The sequence below is a fragment of the Dyadobacter koreensis genome (genome assembly GCF_900108855.1).
In the GTDB taxonomy this organism is placed as follows: Bacteria; Bacteroidota; Bacteroidia; order Cytophagales; family Spirosomataceae; genus Dyadobacter; species Dyadobacter koreensis.
Window position 1 is genome coordinate 43713 of sequence record NZ_FNXY01000004.1, and the last position, 17031, is coordinate 60743.

The 17031-nt window shown below is 42.2% G+C and carries 11 protein-coding genes; 8 read left to right on the plus strand and 3 right to left on the minus strand.

Going from position 1 to position 17031, the window contains the following annotated elements; translation table 11 throughout:
* Positions 1-373: 373 nt before the first annotated feature.
* The 8 genes from BMY70_RS12545 to BMY70_RS12580 all read left to right on the plus strand — a co-directional run bounded on the left by BMY70_RS12545 (position 374) and on the right by BMY70_RS12580 (position 13939).
* On the plus strand, positions 374-1378 hold the full coding sequence (locus tag BMY70_RS12545; RefSeq protein WP_090335554.1) for an ABC transporter transmembrane domain-containing protein: 1005 nt from the start codon (positions 374-376) through the stop codon (positions 1376-1378).
* Complete coding sequence (locus BMY70_RS12550) at positions 1371-2732, plus strand: HlyD family secretion protein (RefSeq protein ID WP_090335555.1); 1362 nt, start codon at positions 1371-1373, stop codon at positions 2730-2732. Before BMY70_RS12545 ends, BMY70_RS12550 begins: the two co-directional genes overlap by 8 nt.
* Positions 2733-2794: 62 nt before the next feature.
* Positions 2795-4237: a TolC family protein gene (locus BMY70_RS12555; RefSeq protein WP_229209591.1), complete on the plus strand. Its 1443-nt coding sequence runs from the start codon at positions 2795-2797 to the stop codon at positions 4235-4237.
* A 769-nt stretch (positions 4238-5006) separates the two neighbouring features.
* The gene (locus BMY70_RS12560; protein WP_090335557.1) at positions 5007-5426 is read left to right on the plus strand and encodes a hypothetical protein; all 420 of its coding nucleotides are present in this window, start codon (positions 5007-5009) and stop codon (positions 5424-5426) included.
* A gap of 156 nt (positions 5427-5582) precedes the next feature.
* Entirely contained in the window at positions 5583-6665 is a 1083-nt protein-coding gene (locus tag BMY70_RS12565; RefSeq protein WP_090335558.1) for an efflux RND transporter periplasmic adaptor subunit, read from the plus strand.
* A gap of 24 nt (positions 6666-6689) precedes the next feature.
* Positions 6690-9896 carry an efflux RND transporter permease subunit gene (locus BMY70_RS12570; RefSeq protein ID WP_090335559.1) on the plus strand — a complete coding sequence of 1069 codons (3207 nt, stop codon included), beginning with the start codon at positions 6690-6692 and terminating at the stop codon, positions 9894-9896.
* A complete protein-coding gene (locus tag BMY70_RS12575) occupies positions 9886-11319 on the plus strand; it encodes a TolC family protein (protein ID WP_090335560.1) in 1434 nt (477 codons plus the stop codon). Before BMY70_RS12570 ends, BMY70_RS12575 begins: the two co-directional genes overlap by 11 nt.
* Positions 11320-11650: 331 nt before the next feature.
* On the plus strand, positions 11651-13939 hold the full coding sequence (locus BMY70_RS12580) for a tetratricopeptide repeat-containing sensor histidine kinase (protein WP_090335561.1): 2289 nt from the start codon (positions 11651-11653) through the stop codon (positions 13937-13939).
* A gap of 144 nt (positions 13940-14083) precedes the next feature.
* Here BMY70_RS12580 and BMY70_RS12585 read toward each other — a convergent pair whose 3' ends face one another.
* From BMY70_RS12585 to BMY70_RS12595, 3 genes are all read right to left on the minus strand, one after another.
* Positions 14084-14536 (minus strand): carboxymuconolactone decarboxylase family protein, encoded by a 453-nt coding sequence (locus BMY70_RS12585; protein WP_090335562.1) that lies wholly within the window; start codon positions 14534-14536, stop codon positions 14084-14086.
* Positions 14537-14637: 101 nt separating this feature from the next.
* Complete coding sequence (locus tag BMY70_RS12590) at positions 14638-15567, minus strand: oxidoreductase (RefSeq protein ID WP_090335563.1); 930 nt, start codon at positions 15565-15567, stop codon at positions 14638-14640.
* Between the two features lie 99 nt (positions 15568-15666).
* Complete coding sequence (locus tag BMY70_RS12595; RefSeq protein WP_090335564.1) at positions 15667-16560, minus strand: helix-turn-helix domain-containing protein; 894 nt, start codon at positions 16558-16560, stop codon at positions 15667-15669.
* Positions 16561-17031: the final 471 nt, after the last annotated feature.

Genomic DNA, 17031 nt, shown 5'->3' on the forward strand with positions numbered 1-17031 from the left:
CTTCCGGACGTTTTTTTCTTAATTTAATTTTTGGAGAAATTAATGCCGACATTTGGCATACATTTTTTTACATCCTGAAATAACAAGTAATCGAACAAACTTAATTTCAATTTTATGCAGCACATGTCCGAAAACAATGCCTTCATCGCGTTAACTTTACAGGGTAAACGTCCAACTTTAATCTTATCGGAAATGATTTCTTTGACTTCTACGTCGAGACCTCACTTTTGTTATTAAAAAGATTCTAATCTCATTCTTAACTGATTCTCATAACCTGACTCCATTTTTGTGCCGGATAGTAAGTTTACGACTTAAATCGTCCAGTTTATATAAAAATTAGTGTTCGAATTTTCAGGTTTAACCCATCATTTTAATGAAGAAAAAACACAAAGCTGATGCGCCGACCCCGTGGCAACGGCTTCTTGGCATGCTCTACGTGGAGCGGACCACCATTAACTATATTTTTGTTTATGCAATTTTAATTGGCCTGATCGGCCTTACGTTACCTTTGGGCACAACAGCAGTTTTTAACTTTCTGTCCAATGGCGCACTTTACAGTTCAACGTATATTTTAATAGGGATTGTTTTGCTTGGCGTTGCCGTGGGAGGAATGATGCTGATCGGGCAGCTCACGCTTGTTGAGATGATCGAGCAGAAAATATTTGCCAAGGCAACGGTTGAGTTTGCTTATCGTTTTCCGAGAATTAAAAGGCAGGAATTCGAAGGTGAGAAGCCGGCGGAACTTGTAAACCGTTTTTTTGATGTGATCACGATTCAGAAAGGACTGACTAAATTGCTTGTGGATGTCGTTGCAGCAGCTGTTCAGATTTTTTTCGCAGCAATCCTGTTGTCATTTTATCACCCGATTTTTATGACTTTTGGAATCCTGACGGTTTTTGTCATTCTGATGATGCTGTTCTTTTTTTACAAAATTGGCGTTAAGACAAGTATCAAGGAATCGGAATACAAGTATGAAGTAGTAGCTTACCTGGAAGATGTTGCGTCTAACCTTGATGAGTACAGAAACATTCCCGGAAAACTTGCGGAGGTGATTTTTAAAACAGATAAGATCACTGCAAACTACCTGAAAGCCCGAAACGACCATTTTAAAATTCTTAGAAAGTTTTTTGCGAGTTCTGTAGCTCTGAGGACTGTTTTGATGGGAGGTCTTTTACTTCTGGGCTCTTATTACGTAGTTGAACGTCAAATGACGCTAGGTCAATTTGTTGCAGCTGAGGTTATTATTGTACAAATCAGCTATGCTGTGGAAAAATTTATGACAAGTCTTAATACAATTTTTGATATGGTAACGGGTAGTGAAAAATTAGCTGCAGTGACAGATCTTGAATTAGAAGAAAGTGAGGTGAACCATGGTTAGTGAAACTAAAAATTATTTCGAAGAAGGAAAGTGGGAAGAGCTTGGAACTCTTTCCAGCCGTGAAATTCTGGTGACCCGCGGCCAAAAGCTATTAGGGAGGATCATGTTGATTTTGCTTTTAGTCTTTCTTTTGGGCCTGTTTCTTCCCTGGCGGCAGACCATTCCCGGACGAGGCGTGGTGACTGCTTTAAGACCGGAAGACCGTCCTCAGACAGTACAAAACCAAATTGGTGGCAGGATTGAACACTGGGCTGTCCGGGAAGGACAAAAAGTGAGTGCTGGCGATACGATCCTGATTATTTCAGAAACTAGTCAATCCTATTTCGACCCTCAACTGCCTGTCCGGTTACAGGAACAGCTTGCAGCAAAGGAAGGCAGCGAGGACGCGGCCACGCAGAGGATGCAGGCAACTGCGGCTCAGATACGCGCTATGTCAAAGGCTCTGCAGCTCCAGCTGACTTCTGCCCGAAACAAAGTTAAACAGGCAGAAAATTATGTCGATATTGATAGTGCCGATCTGGTTGCAGTCCGGAATTTCTACGAGATAAGTAAATCCCGGTTGGCCCGTTACGAAGCAGGTTACCTGAACGGGTTATTTTCGCTGACGGATATTGAGTCACGAAGACTGAAGCTTCAAGAGGATAACGCCAAAGTCGTCAGTCAGCAGAACAAACTGAATAATTCGAAACAGTCATTGATAAATGCCAGGATAGAGCTTGACAATATCGAAGCGCAATATGAGCAGTCTGTGGCCAAGGCGCAGTCTGATTTGAGCTCTGCTTTCTCAAGCAAAGTGGGGGCCCAGGGAGAAATATCGAAACTTCGAAACGAGATATCCAATACCGAAATCCGTCGCGGATTATATGTGGTCCGAGCGCCGCAAAGCGGGTACGTTGTAAAAACGTTGAAAGCCGGGATTGGTGAAAATATCAAGGAAGGAGAGTCTATCGCAACACTGCAACCGGAAAAACCTCTTGTGGCAGCAGAAATTTATGTGGATGCCATGGACGTTCCGTTGATTCTGAATAATAGTGAAGTCAGGCTTCAGTTTGAAGGATGGCCCTCTGTTCAATTTTCCGGCTGGCCTTCTGTTGCGGTCGGAACTTTCTCCGGCCGTGTTTCTGTCATTGATCTTGTAAGCAGTGCGGGAGGCAAATACCGCTTACTCGTAAGGCCGACAATCCCTGTTCCAGCAAATGATGAGCCGTGGCCTATTCAGCTCAGACAGGGCTCTGGTGTTTACGGTCGGGTAATTTTGCGCACTGTTCCGATTTGGTACGAAATATGGCGTCAGCTAAATGGTTTTCCGCCAAGCCTGGAGGCAGAACCTAAGGCAGGGGGAGCAGCGAAATGAATCTAGTAGTGATATTAAAATTGCTTAATATAATGAAGCATTTGCATAACAAAACAGTTGCTATGTACTTGTTTATTATGCTCTTAGCGACCTTTACCCAGAGCTTCGCGCAGCAGAATACAATGAGCGACACAAGCAAGGTGTTTGAATTAAAAGACCTGGAAGAAATTGTCTTTTATAATCATCCCATCGTGAAACAGGCAGCATTGCTTAGTGAAGAGGCAAGGGCTCGGGTCATGCAGGCCTGGGGTGGATTTGATCCGGCTGTCAAAAGTCATTTTGGTAGAAAGGATTTCGGTAACACGGAGTATTATAACAATTGGTCCAATGAACTCAAAGTGCCGCTGTGGCTTGGCGGAGCAGACCTGAAAATTGGTTATGACCGATTTGTAGGAAAATATACAAATCCGGAAACTCAAACAAGTACGTCCGGATTGTCTGGAATTGGCCTGGCCATACCCATTGGTCAGGGATTTTTTATTGACGCGAGAAGAAATACCCTGCGACAGTCAAAGGTCATGGTAAATTATGCCGAAGCTGAGCAAATCAAGCAAATTAACAAAGTTTGGTTTGATGCGGTAAAGGATTACTGGAACTGGTTTTATGCGCACCGTCAGTATGCTCTGATCCGGGAAGGTGCTGATCTGGCTTTCAAAAGATTTGAAGCAGTGAAAAATCAGACACTGCTCGGAGATAAGCCACCGATTGATTCTGTGGAAGCAGTAATAACCTATCAGGAGCGTAGTTTGCAGCTTGAAAAAATTAAAGTAGAGCTTATCAATACCCGTCTGATTCTTTCAAATCATTTGTGGAGCAACCGGGGCGAACCTATGGAGCTCCCCGAATATTCTATCCCACAGAATCCGGTTGAAAGGACCGGCGGCTCCGACAGAACTCAGATTGACACATTACTTGCGAATGCGGCAAGCCAGCATCCGGAAATATTGATGCTTAAAAGTAAGGCTTTGCAGCTTGAACTGGAACGTAACTACCGGCGGGAGATGCTAAAACCTAAGTTAAGCGTGAGTGCTTCATTACTAACAAGCCGTAATGCATTTGGCCCTCCGGTTGCTGATACGTACCAACTGCAATGGAGCAATTATAAAATGGGTGTCGACTTTGCATTTCCTTTGTTCTTGCGTGAACAGCGTGGAAAACTTCGGGAGGTGAAGGTAAAACAGCAGTCGCTGAACTTTGATATACAGCAAACGGGGCGTGAGATCAATACAAGTATTATGAACTCATACAACAAGCTTTTAGCCTATGAGTCGCAGCTGATTATACAGGCCCGAAGCGTTGAAAATCAGCTAATTCTGGTTAACGGAGAACTGGCAAAATTTGATCTGGGCGAAAGCACGCTTTTTTTGATCAACAGCCGGGAAACCAAACTGATCGATATGAGAATCAAAATGGCTGAACTTGTGACAGACTATCAAAAAGCGGTCGCAGAGCTTTATTACGTAGCAGGAACTTCCCAAAATAATACTCAAATGGTGAGGGAGTAGTTCGGAATACGGTCACAAACCATGCAATCCAAGTAATAAAACTCAAAATTTTAAAAAAAAAGGAGGCGCCAGCGATATTCTGGTGCCTCCTTATTTTTTAACATGTTTAAAACCTTTTATACGAGCTGGGCGCCTTCTTTTTTACCTTCCTCTAATACTCGTTTATTTAACTTATTGTTAAACGATTGCAAATATGCGAAAATAACGACTCCGGTAACTACTCCTAATCCAATTATCTTTTTCATAAGTTCTGTGTTTTCGTTGTGAATGATCCTGTTTAATACTTTGGATACTGTTACAAAAATAGTACCAGTAGGGCACCGCATGTAAGAATAATCAGTATCGGATCAAAAATTCGACAAGTATTTCCCCTTATGCACGTTGCGGTTGGTCTTCACAGGGCTTTTACGTGGATTTTCTACAAAACCAGCTTTGGAGCACACGCATTTAATTCAGATGGCAACGTCGGTCAGCCGTTTATACGATCCGTTCTCACCAGATGTTCATTACATCCCACGAAAACGATGCCCGAATGCCAACCCTCATGTCACCTCAAAAACATAGCAGAGATATGATATGATGCAATGGGTGTTATAATGGTATATTTATATTTAATCGATAATTTTTCACTTCGTTTAACGCTCAGATAATATTTTAATTCAATTTTAATTTGGATTTAATACCGTACTAACGAACGACAGCGGTATTTGTAATCAAGTTTACGAAGGACCCAAAATTCACTCCTTGTCTTGATAACGTGTTGCATCCAATGAAAAAGTTATTTAAAATTCTTTTACCAGTATGTATACTGCTTTTTGGCGGATACATTCGCCTCGCCGGGCACGCTTTGGGGGGCTCTTTCGAAGACTCTGCCCATAAAGATTTGGTGCCAGTTAATTTGTTTCCTTTCACCTGTGACTGCCAGGAGCTGGTTGTGAAGTCTGTTTTATCGGATGTAGAAAGACAAAATGGGCTGAACCATGCGGCAAAAGTTGAAGAAAAGGAAGATGAATTGCAATCTTTCAAAAAGCAACTTGATTTTAATAATAATCTGAGTGTAGCCTTTTTTAATAAGACCACCAGATATTTCTTCCACAATACGCAGCAATTATTATTTTCCTATAATAATATATCCTATATACCAGTTTACAGTGCTCTGTTTCTCAAACTGGGCGTACTCAGAATTTGATATCATACGGCAGGTAATAGCTGTCTTCATGTTTTCCTATTTCCATTTCGAAACTCTTGTAATGTATTTGGGCGAACAACTCACCAGATGTGTCAAAAACACATCCACTCAATTTAGAATAATCAAAAAATCATATTGTATAACTATCAGATCGTCATGAAGAGAATTCTCATGGTCATTAGCTTGTGTGCGTTGTTGCTACATACAGGCTGTGAATCAAAAAAAGAAGAAAAAGAAGAAGAAGTGGATTATCTTGTTACCAGTCCTTTGCAGAAAGATACGCTGGTTACTAAAGAGTATGTCGCTCAAATCCATGCTATCAGCCACATCGAGCTAAGGGCGCTGGAAAAAGGATATCTTCAGAATATATATGTTGATGAAGGACAGCTTGTAAAAAAGGGACAGCTGATGTTCAAGATCATGCCGATGATTTATGAAGCTGAAACCCAAAAGGCTCAGGCTGAGGCAAACTTTGCAGAGATAGAATATAAAAACACAAAGTCGCTTGCCGACAGCAACGTGGTATCGAAAAATGAACTTGCATTGGGTAAGGCTAAATTTGATAAGGCAAAAGCTGAATTGGGTTTAGCGAAAGCGCACCTAGGTTTTACCGAAATCAGGGCTCCGTTCAACGGTATTATGGATCATTTTCAGGGACGACTTGGAAGTCTTGTGAACGAAGGGGATTTGCTTACAACGATTTCTGATAACAGCAAAATGTGGGTTTATTATAACGTACCGGAGGCTGAATACCTTGACTACAAAACTCAGATTATAAAAGAAGGTGCGCTTAAAGTTGAGCTTCTTATGGCTAATAATAAATTGTTCGACTATCCCGGCCTGGTTGAAACGATCGAAGCTGACTTCAACAATGAAACGGGTAACATCGCATTCAGAGCTACCTTCCCAAATCCGAAGGGATTACTGAGACATGGTGAAACCGGCAATATTTTAGTGAAGCTGCCAATCAAAAATGCGATTATCATTCCTCAGAAAGCCACTTTTGAAGTTTTGGAAAAGAAATATGTCTATGTTTTGGATAAAGATAATGTGATTAAGTCGCGTGAAATAACGATCGAAGCGGAATTGCCACACATTTTTGTCGTAAAGTCTGGTCTTAAAACGACTGACAAAATTCTTCTTGAAGGCTTACGTCAGGTAAAAGAGAATGAGAAAATTCATTCCAAATTCGTAAAGCCTGATTCTGTTATTTCTCATTTAAATCTTTATGCCGAATAATCAGGTATTTAAAAAGAAAAAGACATGTTCAATCAATTCATAAGAAGACCTGTTTTCGCTATTGTGATTTCGATCATGATCGTGTTCATAGGCATCCTGGCGATTGAGAAATTACCGATTTCTCAGTTCCCGGACATTGCCCCAACCACGGTTAACATTTTTATTGCTTATCCTGGTGCGAGTGCTGATGTTTTAGTTAAATCCACGCTGATTACCCTTGAACAAGCGATTAACGGTGTTCAGGATATGCGTTATATTGCTACGGATGCAACCAGTGCCGGTGAAGCGACGCTGCGTATCATCTTCGAGCCCGGGACCGACCCGAATGACGCTGTTATTCGGGTAAAGACCAGGGTTGACCAGGTTATGCCGCTTTTGCCTGAACTGGTTCAAAGAGAAGGGGTTGTTATCACACCCGTTCAGCCTAGTATGTTGATGTACGTTAACCTTTATTCTAAGGAGAAAAGCATCGACGAGAAATTCCTGTTCAACTACGCCACCGTCAAAATGATCCCTGAAATTCAGCGGACAAAAGGTATCGCAAGAGCGCAGATCTTAGGTAGCAGAAGGTACGCAATGCGTCTTTGGTTAAACCCGGAACGTATGCGTGCGTATAATGTTTCAACTGAAGAGGTGATGAAGGCGGTGGGTGAGCAAAGCATTGTTGGTCGTCCCGGCCGTATCGGGCAAAGTTCCGGTATCGCAGCACAGTCTCTGGAATACGTACTTACTTACAAAGGCCGGTATGACAAACCTGAGGAGTACGAGGGAATTATTATTCGTGCCAACGCGCAAGGGGAAAGTATACATTTAAGAGATATCGCCAAAGTTGAGTTGGGCAGCGAGTTCTTCGATATTTATTCCAACCTTGATGGTCACCCTTCTGCCGCGATCGTTTTGAGACAAAATTATGGCAGCAACGCGAGCGATGTAATTGAGGAGGTAAAAAAGAAGCTTGACGTAATGAAAGAATCCTTCCCGCCGGGGGTGGATTACAAGATCAGCTATGACGTTTCGCAGTTCCTGGATGCGTCTATTGAGCAGGTTATCGATACATTGCGTGATGCATTTATCCTGGTAGCTCTCGTTGTATTTGTGTTTCTTGGCGACTGGCGTTCAACTTTAATCCCGATCCTTGCGGTTCCGGTGTCCTTGATTGGAGCGTTCTTCGTAATTCAGGGTTTTGGGCTTTCCATCAACCTGATCACACTCTTCGCCCTTGTACTGGCAATTGGTATTGTGGTCGATGATGCGATTGTCGTCGTCGAGGCCGTCCATGCCAAGTTCGAAGAAGAGCCCGGCATATCACCCTTTAATGCGGTGAAAAAAGTACTGTCTGAAATTAGCGGGGCGATCATTGCAATTACAGCTGTAATGGTATCCGTTTTTCTTCCGATTTCATTTATGTCGGGCCCGGTGGGTACGTTCTACCGTCAGTTTTCTATCACGATGGCTAGTTCAATTGTAATTTCTGCCTTAATCGCCTTGACGCTAACGCCTGTACTTTGTGCGATGTTGCTTCAAAATCATCACGGGCATGAAAGAAAGAAAAATGTACTTACAAAAGCACTTGATAGTTTCAACCGCGTATTTGATAAACTGACGGGTAGATATGTGGCTTTGCTTAAAAAAATCGTAAGCAGAAGAGTCGTTACATGGGGCGTATTGCTAGCCTTCTGTGCAGGAATTGTATACGTAAACAAGATTCTTCCGGCGGGCTTTATTCCAAATGAGGATCAGAGTACAATTTATGCGATCATTCAAACACCTCCCGGCTCAACACTGGAAAAGACTAATGAAGTGTCAAGACGTCTTCAGAAGATTTGCGAAGAGGTGGGTGGAATTGAATCAGTATCTTCTCTTGCAGGGTATGAGATCATGACGGAAGGTCGGGGTTCCAATGCGGGTACTTGTCTTATCAACCTGAAACCTTGGCATGACCGGGATAAGAATGTGAAAGAGATCATGGAAGAACTGGAAGCGAAAACAAGAGGACTTGGCGCGGTCGTGGAATTCTTCGAGCCACCAGCGATTCCTGGTTTCGGTACTTCCGGCGGTTTCTCGATGCGTCTGCTTGATAAAAACTCGGACACTGATTACAGCGAATTTGATAAAATAAACAAAAAGTTTATGGAGGATCTGGCCAAACGTCCGGAGCTGACAGGGTTGTTTACTTTCTTCGCTGCAAATTATCCGCAGTATGAGTTAAAGATCGATAATCAGCTTGCGATGCAAAAAGGTGTATCAATCGGAAAAGCGATGGATAACCTGAACATCATGATAGGCAGTACGTACGAACAAGGTTTCACCAGGTTCAATCAGTTCTTCAAAGTTTACGTACAGTCAGATCCGAGTTTTAGAAGACTTCCATCTGATATTTTGAAACTTTTTGTTAAAAATGACGCAGGAGAAATGGTGCCTTACTCGTCATTCATGACACTTAAAAAAGGTCAGGGGCCTAATGAGATTACCCGTTTCAATTTGTATAATTCTGCGGCAATTCAAGGTCTTCCGGCAAAAGGATATACTACTGCCGATGCGATCCAGGCAATTCGGGAAGTGTCTGCGAAAACTCTGCCAAAAGGATATGACATCGCATTTGAGGGGCTTTCTTATGATGAGTCGATTCGTGGTAATGAATCTCTTGTCGTGTTCGTAATCGTGCTGGCCTTCGTATACTTTGTGCTGGCAGCGCAGTATGAAAGTTTCATCATTCCATTTGCGGTAGTGTTATCATTGCCTGTGGGTGTATTTGGTTCGTTCCTGTTACTAAAAATGATGGGATTGGAAAACAACATCTACGCACAAATTGGTCTGATCATGCTCGTCGGGTTATTGGGTAAAAACGCTGTACTGATTGTCGAGTTTGCTGTACAGAAACGGTCGCAGGGGGAAACAATCCTGAACGCAGCCATTGAAGGAGCGAAAGTGCGTTTCCGCCCGATCCTGATGACATCTTTCGCCTTTGTTGCAGGTTTGATTCCGCTGATCAGTGCTACCGGTGCAGGAGCAATCGGAAACCGGACCATCGGAGCTTCTGCAATGGGTGGTATGTTATTCGGAACAATTTTCGGCGTAATCATCATTCCTGGACTGTATTTTATATTTGGCAGTCTGGCCGATGGTAGAAAAATGATCAAGGACGAAGAAGACGGCTCGTTGTCTGAACAATTTGTCCATGCAATCGACGCTTTCCCTCAAACTAATGAACCTCATAATGATGCGCAATAAGAAAATAATAAACTGGGTCGGAATAACATTGATAGCGCTGACCTATACCGCATGCAGCGTTCCATCGTTGGTTCAGAAAACTGAGAATAAGGTTGTCCCTGTGAGCTATAAAGGCTCACAGGACTCCACCAATAGTGGAAAAGTAAGCTGGAAAGTATTTTTTACGGATACTGCCCTGAATGCCTTGATTGATACAGCTTTGGTAAACAATCAGGAATTAAATATTACGATGCAGGAAATCGAGATTTCCAAAAATGAAGTGATGGCTAGAAAGGGGGAGTATCGGCCATTCGTGAGTCTGGGTGGTGCTGCCGGTGTTGAGAAAGCATCCCGGTATACACTTCCTGGTGCTACGGAAGAAATCACAGAGATCAAGCCCGGAAAGAAAACTCCGGATCCATTATCAGATTTCCGCTTTGGAGCTTCTGCGACTTGGGAAATCGATATATGGCATAAGTTGAGGAATGCAAAGAAGGCAGCGGTATCGAGGTATCTGGCATCGGTTGAAGGTAAGAATTTCATGATGACCAATATCGTTTCCGAGATTGCCAACAATTATTATGAATTGTTAGCTCTTGATAGCCAGCTTGAAATCCTTCAGAGAAATATTGAGATTCAGAGCAACGCTTTAAGAATCGTGAAGATGGAGAAGGAGGCAACAAAAGTTACGGAGCTTGCAGTTCGCAGGTTTCAGGCACAGGTGCTTAACACTCAGAATCTGCAATATGATATCAAACAACGGATTGTTGAAGCAGAAAACAGAATTAATTTCCTGGTAGGACGTTATCCGCAGCCAGTTGCAAGAACACATCAGAACTTTGAAACGCTGTTACCGGCAATAGTCCAGTCAGGCATTCCGTCGCAGTTGTTAGAAAACCGCCCTGACGTTAGGCAGGCGGAAAACGAGCTTGCAGCAGCGAAACTTGATGTGCAGGTTGCAAAGGCAAACTTTTATCCACGGTTGGGCCTTACGGCTATGCTGGGTATACAATCTTTTAGTCCGATTTATCTGGCGAAAGCTCCTAAATCAATTATCTCCTCGATTGCGGGAGATCTTGCCGGACCTCTGGTTAATAAAAATGCGATAAAGGCGACCTATTACAGCGCGAATGCTAAACAGATACAAGCTGTTTATGATTATCAGCGGACAGTATTAAATGCTTATATCGAGGTTACGAATCAGTTGTCAAGAATCGATAATCTGGAAAAAAGTTATGATTTGAAAAAGAGCGAAGTGGAAGCGCTTACTGAATCAATCAACATTTCGAACCGCCTTTTTGCATCAGCAAGAGCGGATTACATGGAAGTATTGCTGACCCAGCGTGACGCGCTCGAATCAAGATTTGATCTTGTTGAAACAAAAATGAATCAGATGAATGCAATGGTTGATATCTACCGCGCGCTTGGCGGTGGTTGGAAATAAAATTTGCTGATTCTGGCTGAACTACTTTGGCTAGTGAAATGAGTGACTGCAGGTGCTTTCGGGATTTGCGGTCACTCATTTTTTTGTCAAAAATTGAAAGTACAGCGCAGTCCGTTTTAGGTCAATAGAAAGCATTCCTGCCTGTTCCTGCCTGTTAATGATACAATGTCTTTCACCTGATAATCAATTCTGCTCTTGTTTACTGGGTTTGCCTATCAGTTTTTGGCGCTGACCTTTTTAAAACTGGGTTAATTTTATAATGTTTTGAATTTCCGGCAGCGTATTCATGTTACAAAAAAATACACCAGATGAAATTTAAGCCAGCCATGTCATGACCCGATATTGCTACATTTTTATATTACAATTAATTTTTGTCTTTGCTGTCCAGGCAAGCGAATCCAGGCTCTTTCCTGATCCGACAAAAGCTTCTGCGGACAGCTTACTGATTGCTCTTCGCGGCAGCAAAGCGGATACCAATAAGGTAATGTTATTGCTTAAACTTGCAAATTACTACGTTTATAAACCCGGGGAACATAAGGCCGATATGGATAGCTCGGGAACCTGCCTGGCCACAGCATTATCTTTAAGTAACTCGCTTCATTTCAAAAAAGGTCAGATTATAAGCCTTCTTTTATGGGGTGTGGTATTTTCCGAAAGTCAGGGAATTGGCAGAGCTCAGAGAATTACCAGAAAAGCAGTTGCTTTGAGCGAGGCCAGCACAGAAACACTTATCACTGCAAAAGCTTGGTTCTATCTTGCCGAAGTTTATCCGAATAGTAACGAGGCGACTCTTAACTATAAAATTTCCTGTTACCAAAGGGCAATGACGCTTTTTAACCAGGCCGGAGACAAGGAAGCCGGAACTGATATGCTGGGAAGAATTGCCAATATTCACTATGTTCAAGGTCATTATCCCCAGGCGCTTCGTGAATTCCTTGGCGTTTTGGCACAATTCAAAGCGCTGAATGCGCCATTGTTTTATACCTACAATTTGCTGGCGGTAGTCAGTACGGGGATGGGAAATTATCATGAATCCATAAAATACGGTCATGCGGCAATTGAGGATGCGAAGGTTCGGAATGATACTACTGATCTTGGTTACTTCTATCTTGTTTTAGCAAGGGCATATTACGACTTGAATCAATGGGATGCCGGTCGGCAATATCTGGAAATGGCACTGCACCATTTCGAAAACCTTCACGAAACAATGATGGTTCTAAGCACCGGCAATGGTATCTGTAAAGGAATGATCAAGGTAGGAAAGGCGAAAGATGCATTAACATTTTATTCTAAACTGGTTAAAAAAAATCCACCTGGCAATAGTTTATTATCAAAAGTTGCCGTGATGCAGTCGTATGGAGATTGTTACCTGGCACTTAAAAAATTTGACCTGGCAGAAAAAAATTATCTCGGTATGATTGCGCTGGAAGAACAATTGAAAAGGGATAATGTTGAGCTTGCAGGCAGTTACAAGCAAATTGGGAATTATTATCTTATCGTAAGGGATTACGCTAAGGCAAAGTATTATCTTCAGAAAGCGCTAAAATTTAATGGCCGTTATGTTAACGTCCGATTGGCTTCACAACTGCATTCACTGCTGTTTAAAGTTGATTCTGCCCAGGGTAATTATCTAAACGCTATTGCGCATCATCAGCAGTTCAAACTTCTTAGTGATTCCATTTTCAATATCGCCAAAGCCAGTAAAATTGCATCCTTGAATATTCAGTATGACATCAAGGAAAAAGAGAAAAATATCGCATTGCTCAACCGGCAAAGTATAATTCAGAAGGCAACTATCCGGGAAAAAGAAATCCAGCGCAACGCGACAATTGGCGGCGCTATTATGCTTTTTCTATTTTCCATTTTGATTTATAATCAATACCGCATCAAGAAACGAAGCAACGAACAGCTTACGGTTCAGCAATCGGAAATTTCTCACAAAAACAGCGCACTTTTGAAACTCATCGAAGAAAAGGAGTGGCTGCTGAAAGAAGTTCATCACCGTGTAAAAAATAATCTTCAAACGGTAATCAGCTTATTGGAGTTACAGACCGCATATCCGGAGCAAAATTCGCTGACAGTTATTCGGAACAGCCAGCGGCGGGTTTTCGCAATGTCTCTTGTTCATCAAAAGCTTTATCAGTCGGACGACGTTCGGATTGTAAAAATGAATCTTTATCTGAAAGAGCTGGTAGACTATCTGAAGGAGAGTCTTGGTGCAGGCAAAACTATTCGTTTTCGGCTAAATCTGGATCCGGTTGAACTTGAAGTAGCCACAGCGGTGCCGCTCGCCCTAATTCTGAATGAAGCTATTACTAATGCCTTGAAATATGCTTTTCCCACTTCGGATGAGGGAGAAATATCGATTTCGATGGGAATTACGGTTGCGGAACAGATATACCTGACGATCGCTGATAACGGGGTTGGGTTACCTGCCCATTTTAATATGCAAAATCATAACTCCCTCGGAATGAAGTTAATTGCAGGATTAAGTAACGATATAGATGCCGACTTGAAAATTGAGAATGATAATGGAACGAAGATAAGCCTGATATTCAGGCCGGAAGAAGATGACGATCAACCTCGGGAAACGCTCGAAGAGCAAATTCAAAAGAGCTAAGATTCGTTTGGTTCACGCGTGAAAGTCTGGCAAACAAATGAATATAAAAAACCAGCGACATCCGGTTTCCTTTGTAAAACTCCGGACGCCGCTGATTTTTTGATTAGCAGATTTTAATAAAAAGCTTTTCTGAGCCGAAGGCTTTCACCCAAACTGGCCAACCCTGTATGTCCCGGGCGTTGTTGGAAAAGCCAGATTGAAACGGTTCCATGTATTGATCGTTGTAATAGCAAGTGTAAGATCAATCAATTCTTCCTCGCCAAACTCGGCCATAGCTTCTTTGTAAACATCATCGCCGACCTCACATCTCGTCACCGCTTCTGCCCAGGCGAAAGCAGCTCTTTCGCGGGTTGTGTAATAAGGCGTCTCTTCCCAGGCACTGATACTGTAAATCCGCTGGATCGTCTCGCCCAATTCGAGAAGTTCTTTCGCGTGCATATCCAGACAATAGGCACAGTTATTAATTTGCGATACCCGAAAATTGACAAGTTCTAGAAGTTGTTTCTCGATGGGCGACTTTTTTAGATACGCACCAATCCCAAATATTGTTTTTAATGCACTTTGTCCTTTTGCCTGAACATTAATTCTTGATTCCATTTTATGAAAGTTTAGATATTAAAAACAATTGACAATCCGTTTTTCAATTCTGGACATTCTGTTAAAAAAATCTTTTTATTTTCCGAAGGATTCAATTTAAGCTAAATGTTATCCTTCGGGATTTCCGGAAAATTTAAGCCGGTAGCTGCCTGAGCGTATCGCCATAACCGTTTCCCCTGAGTTTCATTAACTGCATGCGCACTGAGCTCAGCAATTCCGGGATAACCGATAAGTTCAAATTCGCCATCCGGACCGTAATAGTCGCCGCTTTTTACTGTCGGAGAAGTGGCTGCAAACAATGCCGGTAGGGCGCCTTGCCAGGCTGGCATTAATGCTTTTACTTTGAAATGGTCCAGTGCGGCCTGAAAATCCTCCTGCGACATGTGTCTGGACAAATTGGTCTGGGTTATACCGGGGTGGGCAGCGACAGAGATAATATCTTCTCCCGATTTAGTCGCAAGGCGGTTTAATTCGACCATAAATTGAAGATCTGCAAGTTTACTGATTGCATATTCCCGATTGGCATCATAAGATTTTTCTGATCTGAGATTATCGAAATCAATTTCCTTGACCATTTTATGCGCACCGCTGCTTACTGTGACGACCCTTGGGTATACTGTCTTCTTTAACAGCGGAAAAAGGTGGCCGGTTAGCGCAAAATGACCTAAAAAATTAACGCCGAATTGCAGTTCATAACCATCATTTGTCTTGCTTTCAGGTGGTGTCATCACTCCGGCATTATTAATAAGAAGATCCAGACGACTATGTTTTTCCATAATCATCTCGGCGAATTTCCTGACCTGACCCAAATTTGCCAGGTCTAATATGCCGGATTCTACCGCCCCTTTTCCCGGAAGTGCCAGAATATTTTCAGTTGCCTGGTTTGTCTTTTTCTCATCGCGGGAAGCAAGGATCACATGCGCGCCGGCCTCGTACAGAGCTTTGGCAATTTCATATCCTAAACCTGTATTTGCTCCGGTTATCAATGCTGTCTTTCCCGATTGATCAGGAATGTTTTCTTTTGTCCACATAACACAAACGTTTCTTTTTTGAAAAGACAAAGTTCAGAAGGTCGTCAGTTATGCGGATACAGATATGAAACCAAAAACTACATATTTCAATCCTATGAGTTATTGTCTGAATTCTGAAGGGGTAAATCCGGTATTTTTTTTGAAAAATGCGGAAAAATGATTCGGCTCATCGAAATGCAAACACCACGCAATTTCACTTACTGTCCAGGTTGTACTTTTCAGCAAAATCTTCGCTTCCTGTAATATGCGATTACTTATCTGCGCGGATGTTGTTTCTCCTCGTACTTCTTTTAATGCTTTGTTAAGATAGTTTACATGGATATTCAGGGAGTCAGCAAAACTACCGGGAGATTTAAGTTTTATTCGCTCGTGGATATGCCTGATCGGAAATTGACTTTCCAACAGGTCGTAAAACAGCAGGGCCACGCGCTCCATCGCCTTCGCATGAGAGACCTGGGTACCAACGGCAGGCTGGAGTTTCTGAGCTTCGTGAATAATTTCCATCAAAATACAACGAATCAGATCATACTTGTGCTGATAATCTCCATGCAATTCTGACGATATCCGGACAAAGGCAGCACTGAAAAAATCTTCCTGCTCTTGATTCATGGGGATTATTGCCTGAGCTGAAGAGGAAAAGACATGATAATCTCCTATGCTCCCAAATTTGTTTAGAAAATCATCCATAAAAATGCAGACAAATCCAATTTGTTCTGCACTTATCCTTTCCCAGTGATACGGAATAACAGGATTAGTGAAGACCAACGCGGTTCCATCGATTTCAATACATTGATCGGCATAGTGAATTTTACTAAGCCCTTTCACAATACTGGCTTTGTAATAAGTCTGACGCCTGTAAGTCAGAGAATCCGACGACGATTTTTCCAGATCTTCAACCCGGATCAAGTCAAAATGTCCGGCGTTGCTGCCGTGCTGAGTAGTATCACGCTCTGCGTTTTTATAAAGCTCCTGCGGCTGCAAAAAAGTGATCATTGTAAAAATATAATGGATTTAAATGTTGCCTTAAGATTTTGAGAAGGCGAAATGCATGACTGTTTGCCGAATAAAAACCATCTGGTATTTTACTTCTACGGGTACAAAGCCATTTATATATTCAATAACACAACTGCCATATCAAAAGTATCCGACAAAGCTGAATCTTTCAATTGATGTTTGGCGTCGGTACCTGGACTTTTGTCCTCTATTATGCAATCATTTATTTATCATTTTATTTAATTAACTAATAATGAAGTGTTTACTTTTAATGTGATCGGTTTTTCAGGAATTGACAGTAGACATTTTGCGAGAACTTGGTTTGGGAAATCTTGTCTATCAAATGCAAAAAAGAAGATTTTATTTAGATGGTTTTGATCGGGATTTTTAAGAATGAGTACCAAAAGATGACAGCAGGTTATCAAATTACAGAGACATGAGTTATAACAGACCGACCACAATAAGTTGTGA